Source organism: Devosia sp. BK, assembly GCF_032907385.1.
Lineage (GTDB): Bacteria > Pseudomonadota > Alphaproteobacteria > Rhizobiales > Devosiaceae > Devosia.
The window spans coordinates 184,850-209,695 of sequence record NZ_JAIMBX010000002.1 but is presented as its reverse complement, the minus strand read 5'-3'; the positions used below and the strand labels follow the sequence as shown (position 1 = coordinate 209,695).

At 61.6% G+C, this 24,846-nt stretch carries 21 protein-coding genes; 10 read left to right on the top strand and 11 right to left on the bottom strand.

The window, feature by feature from the left end; genetic code table 11:
* Positions 1-102 precede the first annotated feature (102 nt).
* Positions 103-375 carry a metal/formaldehyde-sensitive transcriptional repressor gene (locus tag DevBK_RS12865; RefSeq protein ID WP_317185741.1) on the top strand — a complete coding sequence of 91 codons (273 nt, stop codon included), beginning with the start codon at positions 103-105 and terminating at the stop codon, positions 373-375.
* On the top strand, positions 372-1,334 hold the full coding sequence (gene dmeF, locus DevBK_RS12860; RefSeq protein ID WP_317185740.1) for a CDF family Co(II)/Ni(II) efflux transporter DmeF: 963 nt from the start codon (positions 372-374) through the stop codon (positions 1,332-1,334). Before DevBK_RS12865 ends, dmeF begins: the two co-directional genes overlap by 4 nt.
* A gap of 79 nt (positions 1,335-1,413) precedes the next feature.
* On the opposite strand, the gene DevBK_RS12855 is transcribed toward dmeF, so the two are convergent.
* Together DevBK_RS12855 and DevBK_RS12850 are read right to left on the bottom strand one after the other, a co-directional pair.
* Positions 1,414-1,914: a chemotaxis protein CheW gene (locus DevBK_RS12855; RefSeq protein ID WP_061908288.1), complete on the bottom strand. Its 501-nt coding sequence runs from the start codon at positions 1,912-1,914 to the stop codon at positions 1,414-1,416.
* A complete protein-coding gene (locus DevBK_RS12850) occupies positions 1,914-3,935 on the bottom strand; it encodes a methyl-accepting chemotaxis protein (protein WP_317185739.1) in 2,022 nt (673 codons plus the stop codon). Before DevBK_RS12850 ends, DevBK_RS12855 begins: the two co-directional genes overlap by 1 nt.
* A 234-nt stretch (positions 3,936-4,169) precedes the next feature.
* Here DevBK_RS12850 and DevBK_RS12845 point away from each other — a divergent pair, with 234 nt between their 5' ends.
* The 7 genes from DevBK_RS12845 to mnhG all read left to right on the top strand — a co-directional run bounded on the left by DevBK_RS12845 (position 4,170) and on the right by mnhG (position 10,889).
* On the top strand, positions 4,170-4,661 hold the full coding sequence (locus DevBK_RS12845) for a hypothetical protein (protein ID WP_317185738.1): 492 nt from the start codon (positions 4,170-4,172) through the stop codon (positions 4,659-4,661).
* A 266-nt stretch (positions 4,662-4,927) separates the two neighbouring features.
* Positions 4,928-7,831, top strand: a complete 2,904-nt coding sequence (locus DevBK_RS12840; protein WP_317186110.1) for a monovalent cation/H+ antiporter subunit A — start codon at positions 4,928-4,930, stop codon at positions 7,829-7,831.
* Entirely contained in the window at positions 7,822-8,157 is a 336-nt protein-coding gene (locus tag DevBK_RS12835; protein WP_061908285.1) for a Na+/H+ antiporter subunit C, read from the top strand. The genes DevBK_RS12840 and DevBK_RS12835 overlap by 10 nt, the downstream gene beginning before the upstream one ends.
* A gap of 2 nt (positions 8,158-8,159) precedes the next feature.
* Positions 8,160-9,758, top strand: a complete 1,599-nt coding sequence (locus DevBK_RS12830; RefSeq protein ID WP_317185737.1) for a monovalent cation/H+ antiporter subunit D — start codon at positions 8,160-8,162, stop codon at positions 9,756-9,758.
* A complete protein-coding gene (locus DevBK_RS12825; RefSeq protein ID WP_317185736.1) occupies positions 9,755-10,240 on the top strand; it encodes a Na+/H+ antiporter subunit E in 486 nt (161 codons plus the stop codon). The genes DevBK_RS12830 and DevBK_RS12825 overlap by 4 nt, the downstream gene beginning before the upstream one ends.
* Complete coding sequence (locus DevBK_RS12820) at positions 10,237-10,518, top strand: K+/H+ antiporter subunit F (protein WP_061908283.1); 282 nt, start codon at positions 10,237-10,239, stop codon at positions 10,516-10,518. Before DevBK_RS12825 ends, DevBK_RS12820 begins: the two co-directional genes overlap by 4 nt.
* Entirely contained in the window at positions 10,515-10,889 is a 375-nt protein-coding gene (gene mnhG, locus DevBK_RS12815) for a monovalent cation/H(+) antiporter subunit G (protein ID WP_062630663.1), read from the top strand. The genes DevBK_RS12820 and mnhG overlap by 4 nt, the downstream gene beginning before the upstream one ends.
* 3 nt (positions 10,890-10,892) lie before the next feature.
* On the opposite strand, the gene DevBK_RS12810 is transcribed toward mnhG, so the two are convergent.
* Positions 10,893-12,653, bottom strand: a complete 1,761-nt coding sequence (locus DevBK_RS12810; protein ID WP_317185735.1) for a hypothetical protein — start codon at positions 12,651-12,653, stop codon at positions 10,893-10,895.
* Positions 12,654-12,812: 159 nt separating this feature from the next.
* Entirely contained in the window at positions 12,813-14,177 is a 1,365-nt protein-coding gene (locus DevBK_RS12805) for an exopolysaccharide biosynthesis polyprenyl glycosylphosphotransferase (RefSeq protein ID WP_317185734.1), read from the bottom strand.
* Between the two features lie 244 nt (positions 14,178-14,421).
* On the opposite strand from DevBK_RS12805, the gene DevBK_RS12800 reads away from it, so the two are divergent.
* A complete protein-coding gene (locus tag DevBK_RS12800; protein WP_317185733.1) occupies positions 14,422-16,113 on the top strand; it encodes a hypothetical protein in 1,692 nt (563 codons plus the stop codon).
* 227 nt (positions 16,114-16,340) lie between these two features.
* On the opposite strand, the gene DevBK_RS12795 is transcribed toward DevBK_RS12800, so the two are convergent.
* From DevBK_RS12795 to DevBK_RS12765, 7 genes are all read right to left on the bottom strand, one after another.
* Positions 16,341-17,765 (bottom strand): aspartate aminotransferase family protein, encoded by a 1,425-nt coding sequence (locus DevBK_RS12795; RefSeq protein WP_317185732.1) that lies wholly within the window; start codon positions 17,763-17,765, stop codon positions 16,341-16,343.
* A 23-nt stretch (positions 17,766-17,788) separates the two neighbouring features.
* Positions 17,789-18,799, bottom strand: a complete 1,011-nt coding sequence (locus tag DevBK_RS12790; RefSeq protein WP_317185731.1) for an NAD(P)-dependent oxidoreductase — start codon at positions 18,797-18,799, stop codon at positions 17,789-17,791.
* Between the two features lie 43 nt (positions 18,800-18,842).
* On the bottom strand, positions 18,843-19,265 hold the full coding sequence (locus DevBK_RS12785; protein ID WP_061908277.1) for a transporter: 423 nt from the start codon (positions 19,263-19,265) through the stop codon (positions 18,843-18,845).
* Positions 19,266-19,274: 9 nt separating this feature from the next.
* Positions 19,275-20,615, bottom strand: coding sequence for an FAD-binding protein (locus DevBK_RS12780; protein WP_410494072.1), 1,341 nt, complete (start codon positions 20,613-20,615; stop codon positions 19,275-19,277).
* Positions 20,615-22,054, bottom strand: coding sequence for a UbiA family prenyltransferase (locus DevBK_RS12775; protein ID WP_317185730.1), 1,440 nt, complete (start codon positions 22,052-22,054; stop codon positions 20,615-20,617). Before DevBK_RS12775 ends, DevBK_RS12780 begins: the two co-directional genes overlap by 1 nt.
* A gap of 248 nt (positions 22,055-22,302) precedes the next feature.
* Complete coding sequence (locus DevBK_RS12770) at positions 22,303-23,739, bottom strand: oligosaccharide flippase family protein (RefSeq protein WP_317185729.1); 1,437 nt, start codon at positions 23,737-23,739, stop codon at positions 22,303-22,305.
* Positions 23,739-24,800 (bottom strand): endo-1,4-beta-xylanase, encoded by a 1,062-nt coding sequence (locus DevBK_RS12765; RefSeq protein WP_317185728.1) that lies wholly within the window; start codon positions 24,798-24,800, stop codon positions 23,739-23,741. The genes DevBK_RS12770 and DevBK_RS12765 overlap by 1 nt, the downstream gene beginning before the upstream one ends.
* Positions 24,801-24,846 lie beyond the last annotated feature (46 nt).

The following is a 24,846-nucleotide window of genomic DNA, read 5'->3' as shown; positions in this document are numbered from 1 at the left end:
GTTTAGAGCGGTTTTACTCGCTGCAAACTCCCAATCCAACACATGCGCGCTGCGGTCGAGATATCTTGCGCCAGGACAAAATTTAGCATACCCCCCTATGCTATGTCGCATACAGTTGAAAACAAGACCAAGCTTCTTGCTCGGGTTCGGCGCCTCAAGGGGCAGATGGAAGCGATCGAGCGGGCGCTCGAGGCGGAGTTGGGTTGCGCCGATGTGCTGCAACTCGTCGCCTCGGTGCGGGGGGCGATGAACGGCCTGACCACCGAACTGATGGAGGATCATATCCGTCATCACGTGCTCGAGCCTGCTTCCGAGGCGGAACGCCAGCAGGGTGGCGAGGAATTGATCCAGATTCTCGGGACTTATCTGAAATGAGCGAATCCGCTACGCGCCTCGATAGCCCGCACGAGCATTTTTTCCTCGGCGACAACCATGAGCGCAATGAGCGCCGGACGTGGCTGGTGATTGCCATCACCGCCACCATGATGGTGGTCGAAATCACGGCTGGTTCCATCTATGGCTCGATGGCCTTGGTGGCGGATGGCTGGCACATGTCCACCCATGCCGCCGCGATGCTGATCGCAGCGCTCGCTTATCTCTTTGCCCGCAAGAACGCGCGCAATCCGCGGTTCACGTTTGGCACGGGCAAACTCGGCGACCTTGCCGGCTTTGCCAGCGCTGTGGTGTTGGCGCTTGTCGCCCTCTTGATCGGCTGGGAAAGCGTGCTGCGGTTTTATAACCCGGTGGCGATCAATTTCCCGCAGGCCATTTCGGTCGCCGTTATTGGCCTCGGCGTGAACCTCCTCTGCGCCTGGCTGCTTCGCGATGACCATTCGCACCATCATCATGGGCACGGGCATCACCACGATCACCATCATGATCACGGGCATACCCATGACCATCACGCGCCCGCCGCAGACAACAACCTGCGTGCGGCGTATCTGCATGTCTTGGCCGATGCGCTGACATCGGTGCTCGCCATTGCGGCGCTGGTGCTCGGCAGTCTTTACGGCTGGAACTGGATGGATCCAGCAATGGGCGTGGTCGGCGGCCTGGTCATTGCCCGCTGGTCATGGGGCTTGATGCGCGATGCCGGCGGGGTGCTGCTCGACTATATCCCGAGCGGCGAAGACCTGCCTGACGAAATCCGCGCGATCCTCGCAGTGGATGGAGACACGATCACGGACCTCCATATCTGGCAGCTTGGGCCGGGCCATCATGGTGCCATCGTCTCGCTCGTTTCGACGAACCCACAGCCGATCAGTGTCTACAAGGCACGGCTGGCCGGTATTCACGACCTGTCGCATGTGACGATCGAGGTCGCGGCGGTCTGAACGAGCAGCGCCGTAAAATGCAAAAACCCCGCCCTTGGAGAGGACGGGGGTGCATGGGATCGGACTTTGAACCTGCTGGTCAGTGGTAGCTTTCCATTTCGGCGGGAAAGAGCGCCGGCAGGTTGAGGATGCTGATCAGGCGATCCTGGATCTTGACCATGAAGGAGACGAAGCCGTCTTCGGTGCTCCGATCCTTGCCGGGGAGGGGGCGGATGTCGTCGGGCTGGGCGAAGACGATGTCGGAGACAGCATCGACGAGCAGGCCCACATCCTGATTGGCGAGCGAAACGACGAGCACCACGCGATTGGTCGCTTCATTGCCGCCGCTATGGCCGCCAAGGATGCGCTGGAGATCGTAGACCTGCACGATCTTGCCACGAATATCGAGAACGCCGATGGCCGAAAAGGGCTGGGAGGGCAGTTCGGTGACCGGAGACCAGCCGCGAATTTCGCGCACGCTCATGATGTCGATGCCAAAGCTGCGCTCGCCGGAGGTGAAGGTCACGAACTGGTTCGCAAGGCTTTTGACGGGTTGGAGTTCAGCGCCGGTTGGTTCGCCGACTTCGGTAAAGCTCGACATCAGAATTCACTCCAATCTTGCGAGACGGCTGCATTGCCTTGGCTCAGGAAAGTCTTGGCCGCGCGGCGCGCCGAGGGTTGTTGACGCGGTTCGGCCGAACGCGACGTCGTGGATTTCGGATCGCCGAGTTCGAAGACATCGACGATCATGTCGAGTTCGCCGGCCTGGCGCTCGGTCTGTTCGATCGCGGCATTGGTTTCTTCGACGAGAGCCGCATTGTGCTGGGTCATCTCGTCCATCTGGCGGATTGCGGTGCTGACTTCCGAAATGGAAGAGGACTGCTCGCGGCTGGCGAGGGAAATGTCCGAGATCAGCGTGGCGCTTTCCTTGACGCCGATCAGCATCTGGCTGAGCTTTTCCGTCGCTTCGGCAACGAGGCGCTCGCCGCCCGAGACTTCGCCGGCGGATTGTTCGATCAGCGTTTTGACCTCGGACGAGGCATTGGCAGCCGATTGGGCGAGGCGGCGCACTTCGACGGCGACCACCGCAAAACCCTTGCCGGCATCGCCCGCGCGCGCGGCTTCGACCGAAGCGTTGAGCGCAAGCAGATTGGTCTGGAAGGCGATGTCGTCGATGAGGCCGATGATGTTGGAAATGCGCGACGACGAGGAGCTGATGCGCTGCATGGCGTCGTTGGAGGCGCGCATGACCGTGCCGGCTTCCTCGGCCATGGTCGAGACGCTGCCGGCGCGATGGCTGGCGGCTTCGGCGCGCTTGGCGTTTTCGACGACGGTCGAGGCGAGCTGTTCCATGGCGGCGCTGGTTTCCTCGACGGCAGCGGCCTGCTTGCTGGTGCGTTCGGCAAGATCATTGGCGCCCGAGAGGATTTCGCCGGTTGCCTGGCGCAGGGCGCCGGAGGTGTTGCGGAGCTGGCCGACGATGTCGGTCAGTTTATCGGCGACGGCATTGGTGTCGTCCTTGAGGCGGCCGAATGCGCCCTGATAATTGCCGCGGACGCGGCTCGTCAGTTGGGCTTCGGCGATCTTGCCGAGAACGGAGCTGGTCTCAGCAAGGCCGCTATCGACGGTCTGGACGAGCTGGTTGACGCTGGCTGCGAGAGTGTTGAGTTCCTTGTCGGGGAATTCGGCCGTGACGCGATTGGAAAAATCGCCGGCAACGGCGGCATCGACCACGGTGCCGAAGGCATTTTGAAGCTCGGCCATCATCTTGGCGCGGTCTTGCTTGTCGGTCACGAGGCGACGGGCTTCTTCCTTGGTCATCTCGGCGATCTTGAGACCATTGTCGCGGAAGACCAGCGTTGCCTCGGCCATGGCCCCGATTTCGTCGCGACGCTTGGCGCCTTCGACTTCGGTTGCGAAATTGCCGCCGGCAATCTCGCGCATGGCTTTGGTCAGGCGCGAGACCGGGCTCGAAATATTGCTCCCGATGCCGATTGCGCCGGCGATGCCGAGGACGACGGCCGCGATCATGCCGGCGAGGACCGACCAGAATGTGGCGTCGACGGTGGCGTCATTATCGGCCTGACGCGTGTCCATCAGGCTCGATTCAGCGTCGATAAAGGTCTGCATGATGCCGCGGAACTTGTCGAAAAAGGCCTTGCCGCCGGCATTGGCGTCGAAGGTCACGACATCGTCCATGGTTGCGGTGGTGCCGACCGTGCGGCGCATGGCGATCTGGGTTTCCGCGACCTTGGTCTGCCAGTCGGTCATCACGGCTTCCGCTTCGGTCAGGCGCTGAACCTGGGCGGGGTTGTCGGCGACGGTCTGCTGGAGTTTGTCGACCAGATCGGCGAACTTGGCCTTGCCGGCGGTGTAGGGTTCGAGGAAAGCGTCTTCGCCTGAAATGGCAAAGCCGCGCATGCCGGTTTCCATGTCGACGGCGGAGGATACGATGGCATCGGCGTCGTGGATGACGTGCGTCGTGTGATCGACCCACCAGGCGGCCTGCTCCATGCGCGACAGGCCCCAAAGCGAGATGCCGCCAAGGGCCACACCGAGTAGAACGGGAACGCCTGCGACCATGAAGACTTTATTGCGGATTTTTATATCGGACAGACGCACGTCGCAGTTCCAAGGGGAAGGTAGAGTACTTCCTTTTACTGCGGCCCCATTAATTTAGGCTAAATGCGTTAACCATGCTGTAGCGAGGGCGAGGGCGGGTTATTGCGTCAGTTTTGACCTCTGTAACCTGGGCTAATGGGGGATAGTTAATCGCGCTCGCGCAAAAATTCCAAGCGTGGCGGAACTGTGGCGGCATTGAGACGTTCGGCCCTCGTTAAGTATGGAGACCGAATGATGGGAACGCATCAACGCGTGGACGCGTCGAGAAAAAAGCGCGGCGGTTGGTGGCCGATGGCGCTGGGCGTCGTTCTCGTTCTCATCGGCCTGCCGGTTGCGGCGAGTGGCGCCTGGCTCTTCGTTTCGGGGCTCTCGTGGTATTATCTGCCTGCGGGCGCCGGGCTGATCATCACGGGCTCTCTGCTCTTCAAGCGCGATAGCCTTGCCTTCTGGTCTTATCTCGTCACTTATCTGATGACGCTCGCCTGGGCGCTTTGGGACCTGGGGTTGAGCGGGTGGGCCGAGGCAGAGCAATTGATCGCGCCGACGGTCATCCTCGTTCTCGTCCTTTCGACGCTGCCCTTGCTGCATGGCCAGATCATGCGCGTGCGCACCGGTGTCGTTGCTGCCGTCGTGACCTTGTTTGGTCTCGTTGGGGTGATGACGGTTGGCGCACAGAGCGTCACGAGCGTAGCCGCTCAGGATTTGGTCTCGATCGAGAACCGCTAAGGGTTATCCCCGAGGGCTTTTGGGATGGCGACAAATCGTCGTCCCCCCGAGCATCGCTTTCAGGCATTGAATCAAGCGCGTAACCCCTGAATTCCATGGCTTATAGTGGGATAGTATAGTCCTGGCCGGGGCAGTTCTGAGCCGTGAAACGACTGCGTCAGACAGTGGCGCGCAAGTTCACCCCAATTTAAGCTTCTCACGCCGGATATGCATCCCTATACCTTGAGTAGAGATTCGAAGCCAAAGGACTGACACCCCTGCCTGCCATCCCCACTGACTTCGCCCTTCCCTTGCTTTGCATTCTGCCATTTCTGGCAAGTGTGCTCGTTCTTGCCCTTCCGGGCAGACGAAACAGGGGCGCCGTCTGGATCACCGCAGCGGTTGCCGCCATTCTCACGATCCTTACTCTTCTGCTCTTTCCGCAAGTGGCGGATGGGCAGGCGCTGGTCACGCGCACCGAGTGGATTCCACAATTCGGGCTCGACATCACGCTGCGCATGGATGGCCTCGCTTGGCTCTTTACGGTGCTCATCACCGGCATCGGGCTCATGGTCGTGCTTTATGCGCGCTATTATATGTCGCCGAAGGATCCGATCGCGCGCTTTTACTCGCTGCTGCTGGCCTTCATGGGGGCCATGCTGGGCCTGGTTCTCTCCGGCAATGTCATCCAGCTTGCGATCTTTTGGGAGCTGACGAGCCTCGTCTCGTTCCTACTTATCGGCTACTGGTATCACCGCGGCGAAGCGCGTGATGGCGCGCGCATGGCCCTGATCATCACCGGCACGGGCGGGCTCGCGCTTTTCGTCGCCATGATGCTGATCGGGCATATCGTCGGCAGCTACGATCTCGACGATGTGCTGGCCTCGGGCTCGATGATCGTCGAGAGCCCGCTCTATCCGGTGCTGCTGGTGCTGTTCCTCCTTGGAGCCTTCACCAAGAGCGCGCAGTTTCCGTTCCAGTTCTGGTTGCCAAACGCCATGACGGCGCCGACGCCGGTTTCGGCCTATCTCCATTCGGCCACGATGGTGAAGGCGGGCGTTTTTATCCTCACGCGCTTCTGGCCGGTGATGCACGATCACCAGCTCTGGTTCTGGATCGTCACCTATACGGGGCTCGCGACGCTGCTCTTCGGGGCCTATACCGCGCTGTTCCAGCGCGACCTCAAGGGGCTCCTCGCCTACTCCACCATTTCCCATCTGGGGCTGATCACGACGCTCCTCGGCATGGGTACGCCGCTCGCGGCCGTCGCTGCCATCTTCCACATCGCCAATCACGCGACCTTCAAGGCTTCGCTGTTCATGGCCGTGGGCATCATCGACCACGAGACCGGCACGCGCGATGTGACCAAGCTCAGTGGCCTTCGCAAATATATGCCGTTCACCGCGACGCTGGCGATCATCGCAAGTGGCGCGATGGCCGGTGTGCCGCTTCTGAACGGTTTCCTATCCAAGGAAATGTTCTTTACCGAGACGGCCGAGTTCGACCCCAATATCTTCGTCAATCTCTCGCTGCCGATCGGCGCGACGCTCGCCGGCATGCTCAGCGTCGCCTATTCGATCAAGTTCGTGCATGGCGTGTTCTTCGGGCCGCCGCCGACAGAGCTCGATGTCGTGCCGCATGAACCTCCGGCGCTGATGCGCCGTCCGATCGAAATTCTGGTCCTTCTCTGCCTTGCCGTCGGGATTATTCCTGGCATCACCATCGGACCGTTTCTGGCTGCGGCGGTGCATTCCGTTCTGGGCGGGGAAACGCCCTATTATAGCCTTTCGGTCTGGCACGGGTTCAACCTGCCGCTGATCATGAGCATCATTGCTCTTGTCGGTGGGGTCGTCATCTACGTGCCCTATTACCGGAGGCTCCGGAATATCGATGGCGTGCCGCTGACCCGTGGCCTGCGCGGACAGCGCGTGTTCGAGCGGTTGCTGGTGACGGCCACCAATCGTTGGGCGCGGCATGTCGTCGGCGCTTTCGGCACGCAGCGTTTGCAGCCGCAGATTTTCACCGTGGTCTTTCTGGCGCTCGCGGCAGGTGTCGGCGCAGGCTGGACCCGCCTTGGCAATCTGCCGCTGCCGAGCAATTTCGATCCGGTGCTCGGTCTCGTCTGGTTGGTCGGTGGCATCAGTGCGCTCGCTGCCGCGCAGCAGGCAAAGTTCCACCGGCTGGCGTCCATGATCCTGATGGGCGGGGCGGGGCTTGCGACCTGTTTGACCTTTGCCTGGTTCTCGGCGCCGGATCTGGCGCTCACTCAGCTTCTGGCCGAAATCGCGACGACCGTGCTGATCCTTCTCGGCCTTCGTTGGCTCCCCAAGCGCAGTCCCTTTGCCGAGGCGACGCCGATCGCCGCGCGATTCCGCCGCTATCGCGACGTTGGCCTTGCCGCCCTTGTCGGGCTTGGCACGGCGGTAGCGAGCTATACCATCATGACCCGCGCTGCGCCCGAGGGCATTTCGGACTTCTTCCTCGCCAATGCCTATAAGGAAGGCGGCGGCACTAATGTCGTCAATGTCATGCTGGTCGATTTCCGCGGCTTTGACACCATGGGAGAAATCACCGTGCTGGGCGTCGTAGCGTTGACCGTCTTTGGTCTCCTCCGTCGTTTCCGCCCGGCCTCGGACAGTGCCGAGCGGCCAGAACAGCAGCGCATGCTCGATGATTATGCGCCTGGGGCAAGCCAGCACGTGGCCGACGATTTCCTGCGCATCCCCTCGCTGATCATGAACTGGATGTTCCCCGTCGTGATCGTCATCGCGCTTTTCATGTTCCTTCGCGGCCATGATCTGCCCGGTGGTGGCTTCATTGCCGGCATCATCATGTCGCTGGCCTTCATCCTCCAATATATGGCGGGGGGTACGCGGTGGGTCGAAGAACGGCTGCGCATCCTGCCGGTGCTCTGGATCGGCTGGGGCCTGTTGCTCGCACTCCTGACCGGGCTTGGAGCCATGGTGCTCGGGCATCCGTTCCTCACTTCGGCCTTTGCCTATGCCGATCTGCCGCTGATCGGGAAAGTGCCGATGGCGACGGCGCTGCTCTTTGATCTCGGCGTCTTTGCGCTCGTCGTCGGCGCGGCTGTGCTCATGCTCATCGCCCTTGCGCACCAGTCCATCCGCCGACCGAAGGCCGCAGGCTCAAGCAAGCCCAAGCAGCGTGTGGGGCTCGACAAATGGAACTGACCCTCGCCATCGCCATCGGCGTTCTCTCGGCTTCCGGCGTCTACCTGATCCTGCGCCCGCGCACGTTCCAGGTGATCATCGGGCTCTCGCTCGTCTCCTACGCGGTCAATCTCTTCATCCTCGCCATGGGCCGGTTGCGGACGGATGCCGCGCCTATTCTGTCCGGAGCTGACGCCAATATCGCCGACTATACCGACCCGGTACCGCAAGCGCTGGTGCTGACCGCCATCGTCATCGGCTTTGCCATGACGGCTTTGTTCCTCGTCGTGCTGCTCGCTTCGCGCGGGCTTTCCGGTTCCGACCATGTCGATGGACGAGGGGACTGAGCATGACCGGCATGAACCATATCGCCATCCTGCCCATCCTCATTCCCATGGCGGCGGCTATCGCCAATCTCTTCATGGGCGACCACCGCAGCAATAGGCGGATGATCGGGCTCAATCTCGGTTTCGGCTTCCTGTTGGTGATCGTGTCGGCGCTGCTGCTGGTGGTGCTGACGCAATCGGGCACGTCGGCAGCCGCGGTCTATCCGCTCGGCAACTGGCCTGTTCCTTTCGGCATCGTGCTCGTCGCCGATCGGCTCGCCGCCATGATGGTGCTGACGACATCCATCCTCTCGCTTGCCGCGCTCGCCTATGCTTCAGCACGCTGGCATAGCCGCGGGCCCAATTTCTTCCCGCTCTTTCATGCGCTGGTGATGGGGCTTAACGGCGCCTTCCTCACCGGCGACCTCTTTAATCTTTTCGTCTTTTTCGAGCTGCTGCTCGCCGCTTCCTATGGGCTTGCGCTCCATGGTGGCGGCCGCAATCGCGTGCGCGCGGCGATGCATTACATCGTCATCAATCTCGTCGCCTCGTTCCTTTTCCTCATCGGCGTGGCGCTGATCTATGGCACGACCGGCACGCTCAACATGGCCGATATTGCCCGTGCTGTGCCGCTGATCGCGCCGGAAGATCGGGGCCTGTTCGAGGCGGGTGCGGGCGTTCTGGGTGTTGCGTTCCTCATCAAGGCCGGCGCCTGGCCGCTGCACTTCTGGCTGCCGAACACTTATTCGGCCGCCGCGCCGCCGGTTGCCGCGCTCTTTGCGGTGATGACCAAGGTAGGCTTTTACGCCATTCTCAGGCTCTGGACGTTGGTCTTTGCCAATGGCTCGGGCGCCGAAGTCGCCTTTGGGCAAAACGTGCTCTTCGTCATCGGCATCGCGACCGTTGCCTATGGCAGTATCGGGGCGCTGTCGTGCAAGGCACTCGACCGGCTCGCGAGCTATCTGATCCTCGTTTCGGCGGGCACACTGCTGCTGGCAGTGGCCTATAATTCGCCGGGGGTGACGACCGGCGCTCTCTACTATCTCGTCGTCGCGACCTTCGCCGCGGGCGCGCTTTTTCTCCTCAAGGATGTCATCGACCAGGTGCTGCCGGCTGAAGCGCAGGTTTTGGCCGTGTCGCTCGAACTCTATGGTGACGAGGAAGAAGCGATCGACGAAGACCAGGAAGTCAGCCGCACCATTCCGGCGGCGGCAACCATTTTGTCCTGGTGCTTTGCCGTTGCGGCTCTGGTCATGGCGGGGCTGCCGCCGCTCTCGGGATTTATCGCTAAATTTGCGATGATCTCGGCGGCGCTCAACGCGGAAAATGGACCGACCGCTGCGACCTGGTGGCTCACCGGCGCCTTCATCTTTTCCGGGCTTTTCGTGCTGATCTCGATGGTCCGGAACGGCATCAACATCTTCTGGACCTCCTTGCCCGAAGACAACACGATGCGTCTGCGCATACTCGAGATCGGGCCGATCGTGGCGCTGCTGGCGCTCTGCGTCCTGATGTCGGTCGCCGCGGGGCCAGCCATGACCTATTTTGCCGAGACGGCCGCCTTCATCCATGCCCCGCTCGGCTATATCGAGACTGTCTTGCCTGCGGAGGCTGCATCATGAAGCGCCTCCTGCCGCACCCCTTGCTGGCCGCGATCATCCTCGCGCTCTGGTTGATCCTGCAGCAATCGGCGGGCCTCGGGCATTTGCTCCTCGGTAGCGCCATTGCCATCGGCGTGTCGCTTGCCGCCAGCGCCGTGCTGCCCGAACGCGTTGAGATCGGCAAAGCGCACAAATTCATTCAGCTTCTCGCCGTCGCTGGGCTCGACATCATCCGTTCCAACCTTGCCGTCATGATGGTGCTGTTCCATCCGCGGCCTGCGCCAAAGGCGGGTTTCATCGAGATGCAGCTCGAACTCAAGAACGAGACGGGGCTCGCCATTCTCGCGGTGTTGCTGACCGCGACGCCGGGCAGCGCCTGGCTCGAGTATGACCGCGCGCGCAGCACGGTCCTGATCCATGTCTTCGATCTCGTCGATGCCGACGAATGGGTGAAGATGGTCAAGCAACGCTACGAGGTTCTACTCCTGGAGATTTTCCCATGAGCGTCACCATTTTGGGCTGGAGCCTTTTCGTTGCGCAGGTGCTGCTCGGCATCGGCATGTTGGCGACGGTTTATCGCATGGTCATCGGGCCGCGCGCGCAGGACCGGATCCTGGCGCTCGATGCGCTTTATGTCGTAGCGCTGCTGCTGCTCATCACACTTGGGATCCGCAACAATTCGCAGATCTATTTCGAGCTCGCCATGCTGATCGGCCTTTTGGGCTTTGTCGGCACGGTGGCGCTGGCCAAATTCCTGATGCGCGGCGAGGTGATCGAATGATCGACGATCTGCCGCTCTGGCTTTCGATCCTAGTGTCCACCATGGTGGTGCTTGGCGCGCTTCTGACCATGGCCGGTTGCTTTGGGTTGGTACGGCTCAAGAGCTTTTACCTCCGCATCCATAGCCCGACCATGGGGACGAGCATGGGCGGGGGGCTGATCCTCTTGGCTTCGGCGATCTATTTCACCATCACGCGCGAGCGGCTGGTGCTGCATGAGCTGGTGATTTTTCTCTTCGTCACGCTGACGACGCCGGTGACGCTGATGCTTCTTGCCCGCGCGACTTTGTTCCGCGATCGCGTCGAAGGCAATGACGGCGTGCCGCGCCGGCCGGCAAAGCAAGAGCCGGATAGTCCCGGCCCCGTGGTCTGATTTTTATGCGGCCCGGCGGCGCTTGGGCAGAACGGCTTCTGCATCAAGGCTCGTATCTGCCATCGAGGCCATTGTGCTGGCGACCTTGGTGTCGTCGGCGTCGAGGGTGATAATCACCACATCGTAGAGTTCGGCCAGGGCCTGGATCAGGATGCGGACCGGGCGCGCGCGCGCGTCGAGGTCGTGCTGACGGCCCCAGGGCACGAGCGCGGCTTCATCGGCCCCGCTGCCATGGACGATATCGGCAAACGAGGCGAGACCGAACGAGAGATCGGAAATGCCGGGGACGCGACCGCGGCGGCGGCTCGAGGCGTCGACGACGCAGACGCGTTTGCCTTCCTCGTCAAGCTTGGCCAGCAACCGGCGAGCGGCAATGCTTGCCTCGCCAGCGCGACCGGTGAGCGCGATGACCTCGGCGCCATCGATGGGCTGCTCCTGGCGCTGGGGGGCAGCTTTGGCGGCGGGGCGGATGGGTTCGGGCTGAGATGGTTTTTCGGCTTCCGCCTCGCCGAGCCAATTGGCGGAGACGGGAATTGCGGCGACCGGAACGGCGGTCAGCCAATTATGCAGGGGGGCCGCGGGTGGGATTTGTTCAACCGGCTCAGCCTCTTCGGCTTCCTCGACGAGGTCCTCGGTTGGGGCGTCTTCGGCGAGAGGCTCAATGAATTCAAGATCTTCGAACTGCTCTTCGACCAGCGGACGTGGGCGGAAGAGGGCGAAAAGACCGATCTGGCCAAAGAAGGCGAGGCCGCCGGCGAGACCGAGCGCAAGATCGGTGCGGACCGGGCGCGGCAGGGCGGTGACCTGCGGCTCCGTTGGACCGGTGATGGAGCCGGTGGTGACGCTGGTATCGATCGCCGGGACATTGGCGGCGGCGGCGAGTTGATCGCGGAGGCCGTCCTCGAGGCGCCGGGCGGCGTCGCGATCGGCGGTGACGAGGGCGGCAAGCTGTTGGACGCCCTTGGAAATCTCGGAATTGAGGCTATCGATTTCCTCGGCCAAGGTCCGCATGGTCGGATGATTGGGGAGGTAGGTGATTGCGAGCTTGTCGCGCTCGGTTTCGAGCTGCGCTAGATCGTCGAGCTGGCGGCCGAGACCGGGGAGATTTTCTGCGTCCATGGCCAGCATGGTGTAATTGCCTTCGGCAATAAGGCCCTCGATGCGGCGGGCGCGGCTCTCGAGTTTGACCCGGTCCTCCCAGGCTAGGCTGAGGCGCTGCTGCAGGGTTTCGACGGTGTTTTCCGCGCCGGGAGCGGGCTTAACTGCCTCTGCGGTCTCGGCAATTTTGGGCTCGGGCGCGAGGGCCGGCGGCAGTTCTGCCTTGGCCATATAGTTGGCGGCCGTCGCTTCGACGATGGCGCGGGCGCGGGCCGGGGTGCCGGCGAGAGCGGCGAGTTTGAGGGCAGCGGTCTTGGCGTCGGGAGTGAGGATAAGTCGCTGGCGGAGGAGCGTGGTCGTATCGGTGATGCCGCCGCCATTGCGGCGCATTTCGGCGATGATATCCGGGGATAGACGCGAGACGACTTCGGCGAGGTGCTGCTGGTCGAGCAATTGGCTCGCGGCCTCGTCCATGCTCGATCCGGCAGGGAGACCCACGGCGAGTTGCGCCTCAAAGGTCTGCGGAATGAACTGGATAGCGGCAAAAGTGCCGAAGACCACGACTGCCGTGACCGCCGCCATGCGCGGGAGGCGCGGGGCGAGGCTGGCGATGAACCGCCGGTCGTCAGCATGCTCGGGCAGGGGGGATAGATCTGTGTGGGTCATCGCGGATTCCATTCGATCCGAGAATGACCCAACGTGGTTAATATTCCCCAAACCGGGATTGCAGAATGGGATTGGAAAAAGCGCTTATCAATCGGGCGTTAAGCAGTGGTTTTGTTAGCATTCCGTTAACGGCGAGCGCTGCTTAAGCCCAATTGGGTATTAGTGCGCGTTCTGGCGGGTGCGCGATGAGAAAACCGTCAAGAACACGATCCAGATATCGAGGAGCAGTGACCAGTTTTCGGCGTAGTAGAGATCGTGAAGGGTGCGGGCTTCGATCTTGTCTTGGGTGGAAGTATCGCCGCGGAAACCGTTGACCTGGGCCCAGCCGGTGATGCCGGGCTTGATGCGCTGTCGCTGGGCATAGAGTTCGAATTTGCCCGAGAGTTCGTCGTCATGGGAGATGGCGTGGGGGCGGGGACCGACAAGGCTCATATTGCCTTTGAGAACATTGATGAGCTGTGGGAGTTCATCGATGCTGGTGCGGCGGATGAAGGCACCGACTTTGGTGACGCGGGGATCGTCCTTTTGCGCCTGACGCATGGCGTGGCCGCTTTCCATGACGCGCATGGAGCGGAATTTATAGATGCGGAAATTGCGGCCGTTGAAGCCACGACGCTCCTGTAGGAAGAGCGCGGGGCCGGGGCTGGTGAGGCGCACGGCGGCGGCGACCACGAGAAGGATCGGCGAAAGCAGGATGAGGCCGGCGCCGGAGGCGACGATATCGAAAGCGCGCTTGAGGAAGCGGCCGGTCTCGTTCATCGGGGCGCTGAGGAGGCGGAGCGAATTGCCCGAGCCCAATGGCACGATGTCGATGAGGCTGATCTTGTGGCTCGCAAGACTTGCCTTGGGATAGAGCAGGAAGTTAAGCGCGAAGGGGCGGCAGGGGGCGAGGAGATTGCCGATGCCATCGAGATCGTCGAGATCCCCGATGAGGAGGACGTGCTGGCAGTTCTTCTCGACGCAGTCGCGGGCAAAGTCGGCAATGGTTTTGGCCGGTGGCAAAGCGCCGCCAAGACCTTCGGGAAGCACGAAGCTCGTGACGACCTGACCACCCTGCTGCCAGACGCGGGGATCGGCGCGAAGATGCTCGACCGAAGGTGCATCGCCTATGATGCCGAAGCGTTCGACCTGCAATTGGCCCAGCGACATCATATGGGCAAGGCGGCGATAGAGCACGATACGCAGGGTAAGGATCAGCGCAGCAGCGAGGGCGAACCAGGCCCAGAACAGGAGGCCGGGGCTAAAATCCCAATCGGCCACGGCGCCGCCGACGAGCCCGGCGATGGCTGATGCTGCGATCCAGCTAAAAAGCGCGTGGAAGGCATAGGGCTGGCGCAGATCGGCATAGGCGAGGAATTTGCGCGCGGCCCGGACGGCAAGGAGGCCATAGACGAGGGCGGCGGCCGCAGCCATGCCGAGCGCGACGGGCAGGGCGTGGTCGAGAATGAGAATGAGGCTCAAAAGGCCCGCGACGAGGCCTTCGCCGAGCCCGAGAAAGGCCGCCGTCACATCGCGACTGGGCAAGCGAAAGCGCCGACGGCGCCTTGCTTCACGTTCTTGGAGCAAGATGGTCATACCCGGGATTACTCGTCGACAGGCCTGTGGCAGTTGAATTTGCCTAGCATTCCCTAAGATAGAAATGCAGCGTAGACTTAGACTTGAGTTAAAATTGTCAGTATTTGACGACGGCATCACTTTTGCCGGGCAAATTAAGGTTTGCTAAGCGCCGGACCCGTATTTTGCCTGCCGGGGACAAAGGGGCAAAGCAATGTCATCGATCGATATGGGACAGCGTGCGCGGACAGGCGGGCTGATTGGGATAGTGCGTCAGCCGCTGGTGTGGTTAGGGCTGGCGCTGATTATACTCGTGGTGCTGCTAAGCCTGCCGCTGACCATCGCGATAGGGCCGATGTATTGGGACACCTATCTCTATATCGACGCGGCGCAGCGGATCGCCAATGGGCAGATTCCTTCGGTCGATTTCATCGCCCCGGTGGGTCCGCTGGCCTATTATCTCTTCAAGTGGGGCCTGTCGCTCTTTCCCAATGCGCAATTGCTGTTATTGGCGCAATGGTGCCTGCTGGCCGTGACGGCGCCGCTGATGGCGCTAGTGGTTGCCGATGTGGCAAAGCGCAACGTGTCACTGGCCTTTGCGCTGCTGATCCCGTTCCTGATCTTCACGATCTGCCCGGCCAATGTGAAATTCTACCACGCCTTTCCGGGCCTTGATGGCTTCGGCATCTATAACCGGCACGGCATCGAACTGCTCTATGTGCTGACCTCAGGGTTGCTGTTTCTCAAGCAGGGCCGCAAGCTTGCCTGGTTTTGCGCGCTGGCCATGCTCGCGCTGTTTCTGGTCAAGATCACCGCCTTTATCGCGGGGGGCATGATCGGGCTCGTGGCCATCCTTGCCGGACGGCTCAAATGGACCGATGTGCTGCTTGCAGCCGTCATCTTTGCCGTGCCGCTCATTGCCATAGAGATCACCACCGGTTTCGTTTCCGCCTATCTCGGCAGCATTGCCGAACTGATCGGGATCAATGAAGGCGGCATTCTCGGCCGCTTCCTCGGGGCAGGCTCTAGCAAGCTCGATGTCGTACTCCCTCTCGGGATCATTGCGGTCATGCTCGGCTGGTCGCTGCTGTCGGGGAGCGAACAGCATGTCAAATTCTTCGACCGCAGTTTTTGGTGGCTGGCAGTCGCGATCGTTGCAGGTACCTTTTACGAAACGCAAAATACCGGCAGCCAGGAATATATCTTCGTCTGGCCTGTGCTGCTCGTGATCTGGGGGCGGTTGATGGGCGCGCCGCAGCGGAGCCGGCAATTGTTCCTGGCGCTGGCCGCCTTTGCCTGCGTGCCCTCGGTTTCGGTCGTGCTTTATAAAACCATCCGCTCGGTCGTCGTGATGCCGACCTATGAAAGCCTCGACCTGCCGATCGTGCGCAATATGGAACGGGTGGCTTCGCGGCCGGAAATCGTCGACATGGCGAAGCTCCTCGTCGATCATTACATCGAATATCCCGAGCCCTATGCGGCGCTGGCGGCCAAGGGTCATCTGCCGAGCTGGCAGTATTTTTCCGAGCTCGACTTCCAGCTGTTCTGGGTGCTGACGGTGGCGCGCGGGGCCGAGGCTGTGCTGGCCTTCGAAAAAGAGAACAATGTGCATCTCGACTCGCTGATGGCGCTCGATTTTACGAGCCCGATGCCGTGGATTCTCAATCGCGTGCCGACCAAGCATATTCAGATCGGGGCCGATCCGATGCGGACCATTCCAGAGATGTCCGAAGAGACCAAGGCGGCGATCGAGGCGACGGATGGTGTGTTGCGGGCCAAATGCCCGAGCATGCCGGCGCGGACCGATATCGAGACGATCTACAAGGCGGCGCTGACGGACCGGGTGGTCGTGCCGATCGATGCGTGCTGGGATTTGTTGGTGCGGCCGGGGATTTTGCCGTCCTAGGGGGGGGTATTGAGACCCCTTCACCTCTCCCTTGGGGGAGAGGTCGGCCCAACGGCCCGGGTAAGGGGGCCTTTGGGAGGTAGGCGGTTGCCGGAAGGCCCCCTCACCCGCCGCTGCGCGTCGACCTCTCCCCCCAGAGGGAGAGGTGGGTGGCTCGCGGTGTGTTGTGAAACTCAAATAATTCCGTTGTCACCCCGGCTTTCGCCGGGGTGACATTTTGTGAGGGATCAGCCGACCTGGGCTCTGACGAAGTCGGTGACGATTTTGACGACGCCGCGGGAGAGGACTTCTTCGAGGGCGGTGATGAATTCGTCGACGTTTTCGCGGGTGCAGATCAGCGGGGGTTCTAGGCGGATGACGTTGCGGTTGTATTCGGTGAAGGCCACCAAGACGCCGTGATCGCGGAGGAGGTGGCTGCCGATGAAGCCGGGGAGCGAGCCCTTGAGCTTGTCGTCGAGCGCGGCGACGACCGGGCGGAGGACGAGCGGCAGGGTCTGCGAGAAGTCGTGGAATTCGACGCCCACCATGAGGCCGCGACCGCGCACATCCTTGAGGAGGGTCGGGTATTTGGCCTGGAGGCCACGCAGCTTTTCGAGGAGGTAATCGCCGACCTCGGCTGAATTGTCGATGAGGCCCTCATCGTAGAGCAGGTTGATGGCTTCGATGGACGTGATCGAGGCTTCGCCGATGCCGCCGAAGGTGGCCATGGCGTGGATCATGGCGGTTTTATTGGTGCCATAAGCCTTCATATAGACGTCGCGCTTGGCGATCATGGCGCCGACTGCCGCCTTGCCGCCGCCGAGGGATTTGGCCAAGGCGGTGACGTCGGGGACGACGCCATAGTGCTCGAAGGCGTAGAATTTGCCGGTACGGCCGAAACCGCACTGCACTTCGTCGGCGACCCAGAGGACGCCATATTTGTCGCAAAGGGCGCGGAGCTTGGTCCAGAATTCCTGGCTTGCCGTGATGATGCCGCCGCCGCCCTGAACGGTTTCGAGCACGATCGTGCCGATGGCGGGATCAGACTTGAAGGCGGCTTCGATGGCGTCGATGTCACCGAAGGGGACGCGAACCGTGTTGTCGGTCAGCTTGAACTGGCCGCGATAAAGCGCGCCATCGGTGATCGAGAGCACGCCCTTGGTTTTGCCGTGGAAGGAATTTTCCGCATAGACGATCTTGGGGCGCGCGGGGCCGGCGGCGCGTTCGGCGACCTTGATGGCTGCTTCCATCGCTTCGGAGCCCGAGGAGCCGAGGAAGACCATGTCGAGATCGCCGGGGGAACAGGCTGCGATATTGCTCGCGAGCGCTGTGGCATATTGCGAGAGGAAGGCGATGGCGATTTCCTGGCGCTTTTCTTCGGCGAATTTCTTGCGCGCTTGAAGAATACGCGGGTGGTTATGGCCAAAGGCGAGCGAGCCGAAGCCGCCGAAGAAGTCGAGGATTTTACGGCCGGTCTGGTCGTAATAATACATGCCCTCGGCACGCTCGATCTTGATCTTGTGAAAGCCCAGCAGCTTCATGAAATGGAGCTGGCCGGGGTTCATGTGCTGGGCAAAGAGATCGTTGATGGTCTTGATGTCGAGCGACTTGGCGTCTTCGACGCTGAGGAGCTTGGGCTTGACCGTCTTGGTTTCGGGGAGGGGCAGGTTCATGACACTGGACACCGGGTTGTTCCTCACGCGGCCTTGGATTGGGTGACGGCGGCGGGCTCGTTGCCGGCCAGTTTCTTGCGGTATTCGGTATAGGCGGCGATGAGCATGTCTTCGTCGCGATATTGCGGGACCCAGTTGAGTTCGCGTTCGCCCTTGGAGACATCGAGAATGCACATCTCGTCGGCGATCAGATATTGCTCGGGGTCCATGATCGGCATGTTGAGAAGATCGAGGAAATCGAGCGTGCGCTTGACGGCCCAGCCGGGCGTGGGGACCAGCAGCGAACGCGAGCCGGCATGCTTGATCAGCTTGGTGAGCAGTTGGCGCGTCGTCGGCGGGTTGAGCGAGCCAAGATTATAGACTTCGTTGGGGACGCCGGCCGTATAGGCGGCGTGGGCGGCGGAGGCGCAATCGAAGACCGAAATGAACTGGTAGGGGTTTTTGCCCGAGCCGATCATCGGGACCGGCAGGTTCATGTCGATCAGCTTGAAAAGCTTGGCGAGAATGCCGAGGCGGCCGGGGCCGATGATGAGGCGGGGGCGGAAGAGGGAAATGTTCATGCCGCGCTGGCGCCAATCGGCGGCCAAGAGCTCTGTCTTATATTTCGAAAGGCCATATTCGCCCAAGGGGGCGCAGGGATGGTCCTCTTTCTGCGGCCAGGTATAGGTGTGGCCATAGACCATGTCCGTGGTGAAATGGACAAGGCGATTGGCACCGGCCTTGTCCATGGCGCGGATGATGTTCTCGGTGCCGTAGTAATTCACCGGGAAGAAGAAATCGTGGCGCTTGGCGCGGACCTGGATCGGCGAGAGCATTTTGGCCGAGAGATTGTAGACCATGTCGTCGGGCTTGATGCCAAGCGCGCGAATGGACACTTCGCTCGTGACGTCGGTCTCGACGAAGGCCACATCGCGATAATGCGGCAGATCGGATTTGACGATGTCGGCCACGATCACCTCGTGTCCGTCATTGAGAAGTTTTGGGGCCAGGTGCCGGCCGACAAAGCCATCGCCGCCGAAAATGATGTGTCGCATTCGTTGTCCCGCTCTGAATGTCTGAAGGATGAGTGTCGATGGATCAGGTGCTGGCCCGATTGAGGCTTGCGACCGTTTCCGTTGGTTCGGTGTGTTTGGTGCCGCCCTGGGCGATCAGTACGGTGCCGACGCAGATGAGCGCGATGCCGGCAATTTTGAGGGCGCCGAGATCTTCCTTGAAGACCAACCAGGCGAAGATGGCGACGGCCACATAGGCAAGGCTGAGGAAGGGATAGGCGAAGGAAATATCGACCTTGGAGAGCACATAAAGGTGCGAGGCCATGGAGATGACGAAGGTCGTCAGCCCCGCGAAAACCCAAGGGTTGAAGACGATCTGGAAGATGCGAAGGATCGCGGTATCAGCGGTGAAGCTGATCGAGCCCATGGAGGTCATGCCCGCTTTCAGCATGAGCTGGGCGGCCGCATTGGTGAAGACGGTGAAGAGGATGAAGGGGAGGTAAGCCATTATTGTCCTCTATTCGGCGGCCAGCGCCGGCATGGGATGGGAAAGGGCGAGCGCGGTGCGTCGCCAGAAATTGGAATTGAATTTTGGATCGCGGAGGTGCTCGAGCTTTTCCCACTCGGGGAAGCCGGCAGCGAAGGTTTCGGCGTCCATGTGCTGGTCCTTGTAGGGGTTCACACGGCCGCCGGCAGCGACGGTCATGGCGTCGAGGCGATCGAGGAGGGCTCGGGTCGAGGCGCCGCGATTGGAAAAATCCATGGTCAGCGTGTAGCCGGGCCGGGGGAAGGAGAGGAGGCCGGGGGAGGGCACGGCGCCGAAGCGTTTTAGGACCGTTAGAAAGGAGGCCTCGCCGGCATCGCGGCTGGCGGCAAGGAGGGCCGGTATGGTTTTGCGCGCGGCGGCGAAGGGGATGATGCTCTGGTGCTGGTAAAGGCCCTTTGGGCCATAGAGGCGGTTCCAGTTTCCGACGGCGTCGAGGGGATAAAAGAAGCTGCCATAGGGGCTGAGATGGGCGCCCGACTTGCGCGCCTTGGCGTGGAAGTAGGCGGTGTTGAAGCCGCGGAGACTGAGGCCGTTGAGCATGGAGAACGGCATTTCAAATGGGACGGTGAGCTTTGTCGCGCGGGGGAAGACGGCGAAATTGCCGTTGTCGGCGTGGTTGCCGGTGAGAAGGACGCCGCGGCCGGTGTTCTTGCCGGTGGCGAGCTGATCGACCCAGGCGACGGCATATTCGTTTTCGGCGTCGGCGGCTTCGGCCATGTCGAAATAGGCGTCGAGCGACCGGAACGGCGTTATGGTTTCGGCGATATCGAGCGAGCCGACGCGCATCAGGCGGATCGCGGCGGTGAGGATGATGCCGGTCAGGCCCATGCCGCCGATTGTGGCGTTGAAGAGCTCGGGGTTCTCGTCCTTCGAGCAGGCGTGGACTGTGCCATCGGAGCGGAGGAGTTCGAAGCCGGTGACGTGGCAGCCGAATGAGCCGCGGCGGTGGTGGTTCTTGCCGTGAACATCATTGGCGATGGCGCCGCCGAGGGTGACAAAGCGTGTGCCGGGGGTGACGGGCAAGAAATAGCCGTGCGGCGCGATATGGGCGATCAGCTCTTCAAGCGTCGCGCCGGCTTCGGCGGTCAGAATGCCGGTTTCAGGATCGAAATCGAGAATGGCGCGGCGGCCACGCATGGGAACGAGCGCGCCGCCGTCATTGTGGCAGGTGTCGCCATAGGATTTGCCGTTGCCGAAGGCGAGAAAACTCGTCGTCGTGGTCCCGGCGCGCATGGCAAGGATGGCGGTTTCGGGCGGGATGGATTGCCGCTTGCGGCGATCGAGGCGCCCAAAGCTGTCGAACGCGCCCATCAGAAAATGCTCCCGATCAGCATGAAGACCGCGCCGATCGCGACAAAGAGCTGGCTGCGCCAATCAGTAGCGATGAAGACGACGGGGTCGTCATGCATCTCGCGGCGATAGGCGAGGATCCAGATGCGGATGGTGATGTAGAGGACGATCGGGACGAGCGGCCAGATCAGCCAGGGGGAGGTGTAAAAGCCGATGACATCCTGGCTCTGAATATAGAGCGCGAGAACGAGGGCGGCGGTGAAGGCGGAGGCGATGCCGGCCTGGCCGACGATGAAAATATCCTCCGGCCGATAGCCGCGCCCGGCGATCCGATCGCGCTCGGAGACCTTGGACGTTTGGAGTTCCACATAGCGCTTTACGAGCGCCAGGGAGAGGAAGAAGAACATCGAAAAGGCGATGAGCCAGAAGGACAAGGGCAGGTTGGCCGCCGCCTTGCCGCCAATGATCCGAAGGGTGTAGAGGCCGGCAAGGCACAGCACATCGACCAGCAGCATGCGCTTGATAGCGAAGGAATAGGCGGTAGTGGTGACTGCATAGAGCGCGATGACGAGCGCAAAGAGCGGCGGCAGCGTGAAACAGATTGCTGCAGCCAACACCATGAGGCCGCCGGAAGCGGTGAGGCCGAAGGGGATGGAGAAGGTGCCATTAGCAAACGGCCGATTGCGCTTGGTGGCGTGCTGGCGATCGAGCGGCAGGTCGATGATGTCGTTGAGGATGTAGATTGCCGAGGCCGCCGCGCAGAAAGCGAAGAAGGCCAGGAGCGACTCGAACATCACCGCGGCATTGGTGACCTCGTGGGACAAGACGGCTGGGGCAAAGACCAAGGCGTTCTTAAGCCATTGATGGCAGCGCAGCATCTTGGCATAGGTTTTTAAGCTCGACTTCGGGGCATCGAAGCGCTGGGCGCCGGTGCGCTGCTGATAGCGATGGGCGGCTACGTCGGGGGCGACGACGATGGCGTTTCGCGCAGCATCGAAGACTTCGATATCGGCCCGATCGTTGCCGGCATAGTCAAAGCCCTTCTCGCCAAAGGTATCGGTGAGGAGTTTTGCCTTGTTGTGGGCGGCGAGATTGACCGTGTCGTCGGAACTGTAGACGGCCGAGAAGATGCCCAGGTGATCGGCGACGGCGCGCGCGAAAGGCGCGGCGGCGGCGGTGACGAGGATGAGATCGCGACCAAGGGCCTTTTGCGTCGTCAGGAAAGCGAGGAAATCCTGGCGATAGGGGAGGAGGCTGGCATCGAAGTCGATGCGCCGGGCGATCTCGGCCTTGAGCCGCGCCTTGCCGCTCAGCGCCCAGATCGGCACGAGGAAGACGAAAAGCGGGTTTTTCTTGAGAAGCTGAAACAGACTCTCCCACAGCAAATCCGCCTGGATCAGCGTGCCGTCGAGATCAACTGCCAAAGGCAGGTCCATAGCGTTCTGTACCCGTACGTTCATTGTCGCACACCCCATTTCGGGAGCAGCGCTTGGAGAGGGAGCCTGTTTGCGCTCGCTTCCGGTTACGCCGTCCCGCCGGAGGCTTCTGCTTCCGGCATCGTGCCCATTTGGGCTTGTCTTGGCGTTGATCTAGGGGTTCAACCTGTTAATTAGGTCTGATCTTGCGCCTTTGACTGCGGCAGAACTTGGCGGCGGGCGGTCATATCTTGGGCCAAGGTTTAAAGAGCTTTGGCAGACAAGGTAAAGTTTTATCGAACGGCAGGGGTCGGCTTGGGCGAGGCGGCAAGCGTTTTGAGACGTGTGCGAATGCCGGCAATATCGAGCCCATAGGCGGCCAGCCCGTAGGCGAGGACGCCGGCAAGGATGGGCAGGGCGATGTCGAGCGCGCCATAGCCCGGCATGACCCGGTCGAGCCAGAAAGCGGGGAGGGCCATGATCAGGGTCGCCAAGCCAACCCTGAGGAGCGAGGGCGGCGCGAGAGGTAATTGGTAGGACCAGCGCGTCAGGACATAGCCGATGATCATGCCCAGTGCTTCAGACAGCACCAGGGCCCAGGCGGCGCCGGCAAGGCCGAAGCGCGGCACGAGGATGAAAAGGGCGGCGGCATTGAGCGCCAAGGTGACGACGCCCTGGGCCAGCATGAGGCCGGGCTTGCGTTTGACCTGAAAACTGACATGGAGAATCTGGTAGGTCACGGAGCGGAAGAGCCAGGCGAGGGCGAGAATGGGGATCAGGCTCGTGGCCTCGATCCGAAACTCTTCGCCGAGCACGACGAAAGCCAGCTTGCCGGCGACGATGGCGAGGCCCGCGGCGGCGGGTGCCAGAATGGCGAGCAGCATTTCGGTGCTTTCCACCAGGTGCTGATCGAGCCCGTTATGATCGTCACGCGCCAGAAAATGGACGGCAATGGGCACGACGGCGGTGCCGATGGCAACGCCGGGAAAGAGCATGATCTGGCGCACGAGATCGGCCGAGGCGCCATAAAGCCCTGCGGCGTGCTCACCCATGGCGCCGGCCAGCACGAAGCGATCGAGCATGGTCTGAAGGACGAAGACCGTGCTCGAGACGGTCATCGGCAGACCAAAGACCAGCAGGGCGCGGAGGAGTTTTGGCTCGAAGGGTTTTAACGGGCCCCGCCAGATGGTGGCGGCAAAGAGCAGGCTCGTCAGCCCGTAGGACAGCGCCACGCTCGTGACGAGACCGGTGCCGCCAAGGCCAAAGACATTGACGAGAAGCAGCGAGAGAATGAGCGCGAAAACGGCGCGGACGATGGTCGAGACGAGGTAAAGCCGGGTCTTTTGCCTGGCGCGATAGGTCTCGAGATAGAATTCGAAAAGCCCGATACCGAAGGCAAGAAGAATGGCAGGAAGGAGACTTTCCGCATAGCCGGGCGCCAAGGCAGCAATGGCAAAGTAGAGCACCGGAATAAGCGGGGTCATGCACAAAAGGGCGAGCCCGGCGGTGAGGCGGAGATCGGTTTCCTCATGCCCGGCCGTGAAGGGCACGACGGAGGACTTTATCCAGTTAAAGAGAAAGGCCGAAAGCATCGAGGCCAGGCTAAAGCCCAGGATATAGACGCCATAATCGTGCGGGCCCAGGAGCCGGGTGAAGATCATCACCGAAGCAAAGCCCAGGATCGCCGTGACGATATTGGCGACCAGATATGTTGAGACCTGGCGGACCATCAGGAAAAGCTATGGGTAAACTCTTGGATGACGTCCATGAGTGGCTTGGGCTTGAAATCGGCATCGAGCGGCAGCGGCCGGTTGGGCAGGCCATCGCCGCGGCTGAACCAGATCGGCACCCAGGTGTGCTGATCGGTGATGCCCCAGGTGAGAACGCGTTCGGGTCGCGCGGCGGCGCCGATGGCGGCAAGAAATTGTCGGGCGCATTCGGCGACGGCTGCGTCGCGCTCGGCGATATCGGCGGGCAATTCGTTGTCGATAACGTCGAGCTCGGTGACGAGGATGGCAAGGCCCATGGCCTTGACCTCAGCGACGAAACTGGTGAGCCCAGACGAGTCGATCGGGACGGCGCCATGCAGGTGTCCCTGAATGCCCACAGCATGAAGGGGAACGCCGCGATCGAGGAGATCGCGCAGCAGATCGAGTAGGGCCTTGCGGCGGGCCCGGCCGCGATCGGTGGCCTGTTCGATATCATAATCGTTGATGACGAGCTGGGCTTCGGGATCGGTTTCGGCGGCGGTGCGCAAGGCAAGCTCGATATAATCGGCGCCGAGATATTTCTGCCAGACGGATTCGCGGATGAGATCGCCGGGCTTGGGGTGATCGGCGAGGGGTTCGTTGACAACGTCCCAGCTCTTGATCCGACCCTTGTACCGGCCAACGACGCTGCGGATATGGCTGGTCAGTTCGAGGCGCGCTTCATCGGCGCTCGCGATCTCATTGGTCCAATCGGGCATGGCACCATACCAGGCCAGGGTATGGCCCCGCATTTCAAGCCCATGCTCTTCGGCAAAAGCCATGAGCTGGTCGGCCTGTTCGAAGTTGAAGGTATGGCGATCTGGCCGCAGGTCGCCCCATTTGAGATTGCCTTCACTCCCCACGACCTGGCAATAATCGAGCACGGCCTTCTGATAGGCGGGATCACCAAAGAGCGGATCGGTGCGGATGCAGGTGCCATAGGGGATGGGCTCGCCGCCGGCCGCCATGGCGGCCAGGGTCGGCGCCAGATAGGACAGGGCACTGGCGCCAAGGGCACCCAAGACAAAATCCCGTCTCTGCATGCTCGATCCTTCACGGAAAAATGCCGCAAGGGCTGCGGCTTCCTGC

Excerpts from the sequence above, each read along its gene's own strand:
- DevBK_RS12780 (WP_410494072.1), bottom strand. The coding sequence starts at position 20,615 with ATGGGCGCGTTCGACAGCTTTGGGCGCCTCGATCGCCGCAAGCGGCAA.
- DevBK_RS12845 (WP_317185738.1), top strand. The coding sequence starts at position 4,170 with ATGGGAACGCATCAACGCGTGGACGCGTCGAGAAAAAAGCGCGGCGGT.
- DevBK_RS12810 (WP_317185735.1), bottom strand. The coding sequence starts at position 12,653 with ATGACCCACACAGATCTATCCCCCCTGCCCGAGCATGCTGACGACCGG.
- DevBK_RS12785 (WP_061908277.1), bottom strand. The coding sequence starts at position 19,265 with ATGGCTTACCTCCCCTTCATCCTCTTCACCGTCTTCACCAATGCGGCC.
- DevBK_RS12795 (WP_317185732.1), bottom strand. The coding sequence starts at position 17,765 with ATGAACCTGCCCCTCCCCGAAACCAAGACGGTCAAGCCCAAGCTCCTC.
- DevBK_RS12855 (WP_061908288.1), bottom strand. The coding sequence starts at position 1,914 with ATGTCGAGCTTTACCGAAGTCGGCGAACCAACCGGCGCTGAACTCCAA.
- DevBK_RS12865 (WP_317185741.1), top strand. The coding sequence starts at position 103 with ATGTCGCATACAGTTGAAAACAAGACCAAGCTTCTTGCTCGGGTTCGG.
- DevBK_RS12835 (WP_061908285.1), top strand. The coding sequence starts at position 7,822 with ATGGAACTGACCCTCGCCATCGCCATCGGCGTTCTCTCGGCTTCCGGC.
- DevBK_RS12770 (WP_317185729.1), bottom strand. The coding sequence starts at position 23,739 with ATGGTCCGCCAGGTCTCAACATATCTGGTCGCCAATATCGTCACGGCG.
- DevBK_RS12775 (WP_317185730.1), bottom strand. The coding sequence starts at position 22,054 with ATGAACGTACGGGTACAGAACGCTATGGACCTGCCTTTGGCAGTTGAT.
- DevBK_RS12820 (WP_061908283.1), top strand. The coding sequence starts at position 10,237 with ATGAGCGTCACCATTTTGGGCTGGAGCCTTTTCGTTGCGCAGGTGCTG.
- DevBK_RS12790 (WP_317185731.1), bottom strand. The coding sequence starts at position 18,799 with ATGCGACACATCATTTTCGGCGGCGATGGCTTTGTCGGCCGGCACCTG.
- DevBK_RS12800 (WP_317185733.1), top strand. The coding sequence starts at position 14,422 with ATGTCATCGATCGATATGGGACAGCGTGCGCGGACAGGCGGGCTGATT.
- DevBK_RS12765 (WP_317185728.1), bottom strand. The coding sequence starts at position 24,800 with ATGCAGAGACGGGATTTTGTCTTGGGTGCCCTTGGCGCCAGTGCCCTG.
- DevBK_RS12825 (WP_317185736.1), top strand. The coding sequence starts at position 9,755 with ATGAAGCGCCTCCTGCCGCACCCCTTGCTGGCCGCGATCATCCTCGCG.
- DevBK_RS12830 (WP_317185737.1), top strand. The coding sequence starts at position 8,160 with ATGACCGGCATGAACCATATCGCCATCCTGCCCATCCTCATTCCCATG.
- dmeF (WP_317185740.1), top strand. The coding sequence starts at position 372 with ATGAGCGAATCCGCTACGCGCCTCGATAGCCCGCACGAGCATTTTTTC.
- mnhG (WP_062630663.1), top strand. The coding sequence starts at position 10,515 with ATGATCGACGATCTGCCGCTCTGGCTTTCGATCCTAGTGTCCACCATG.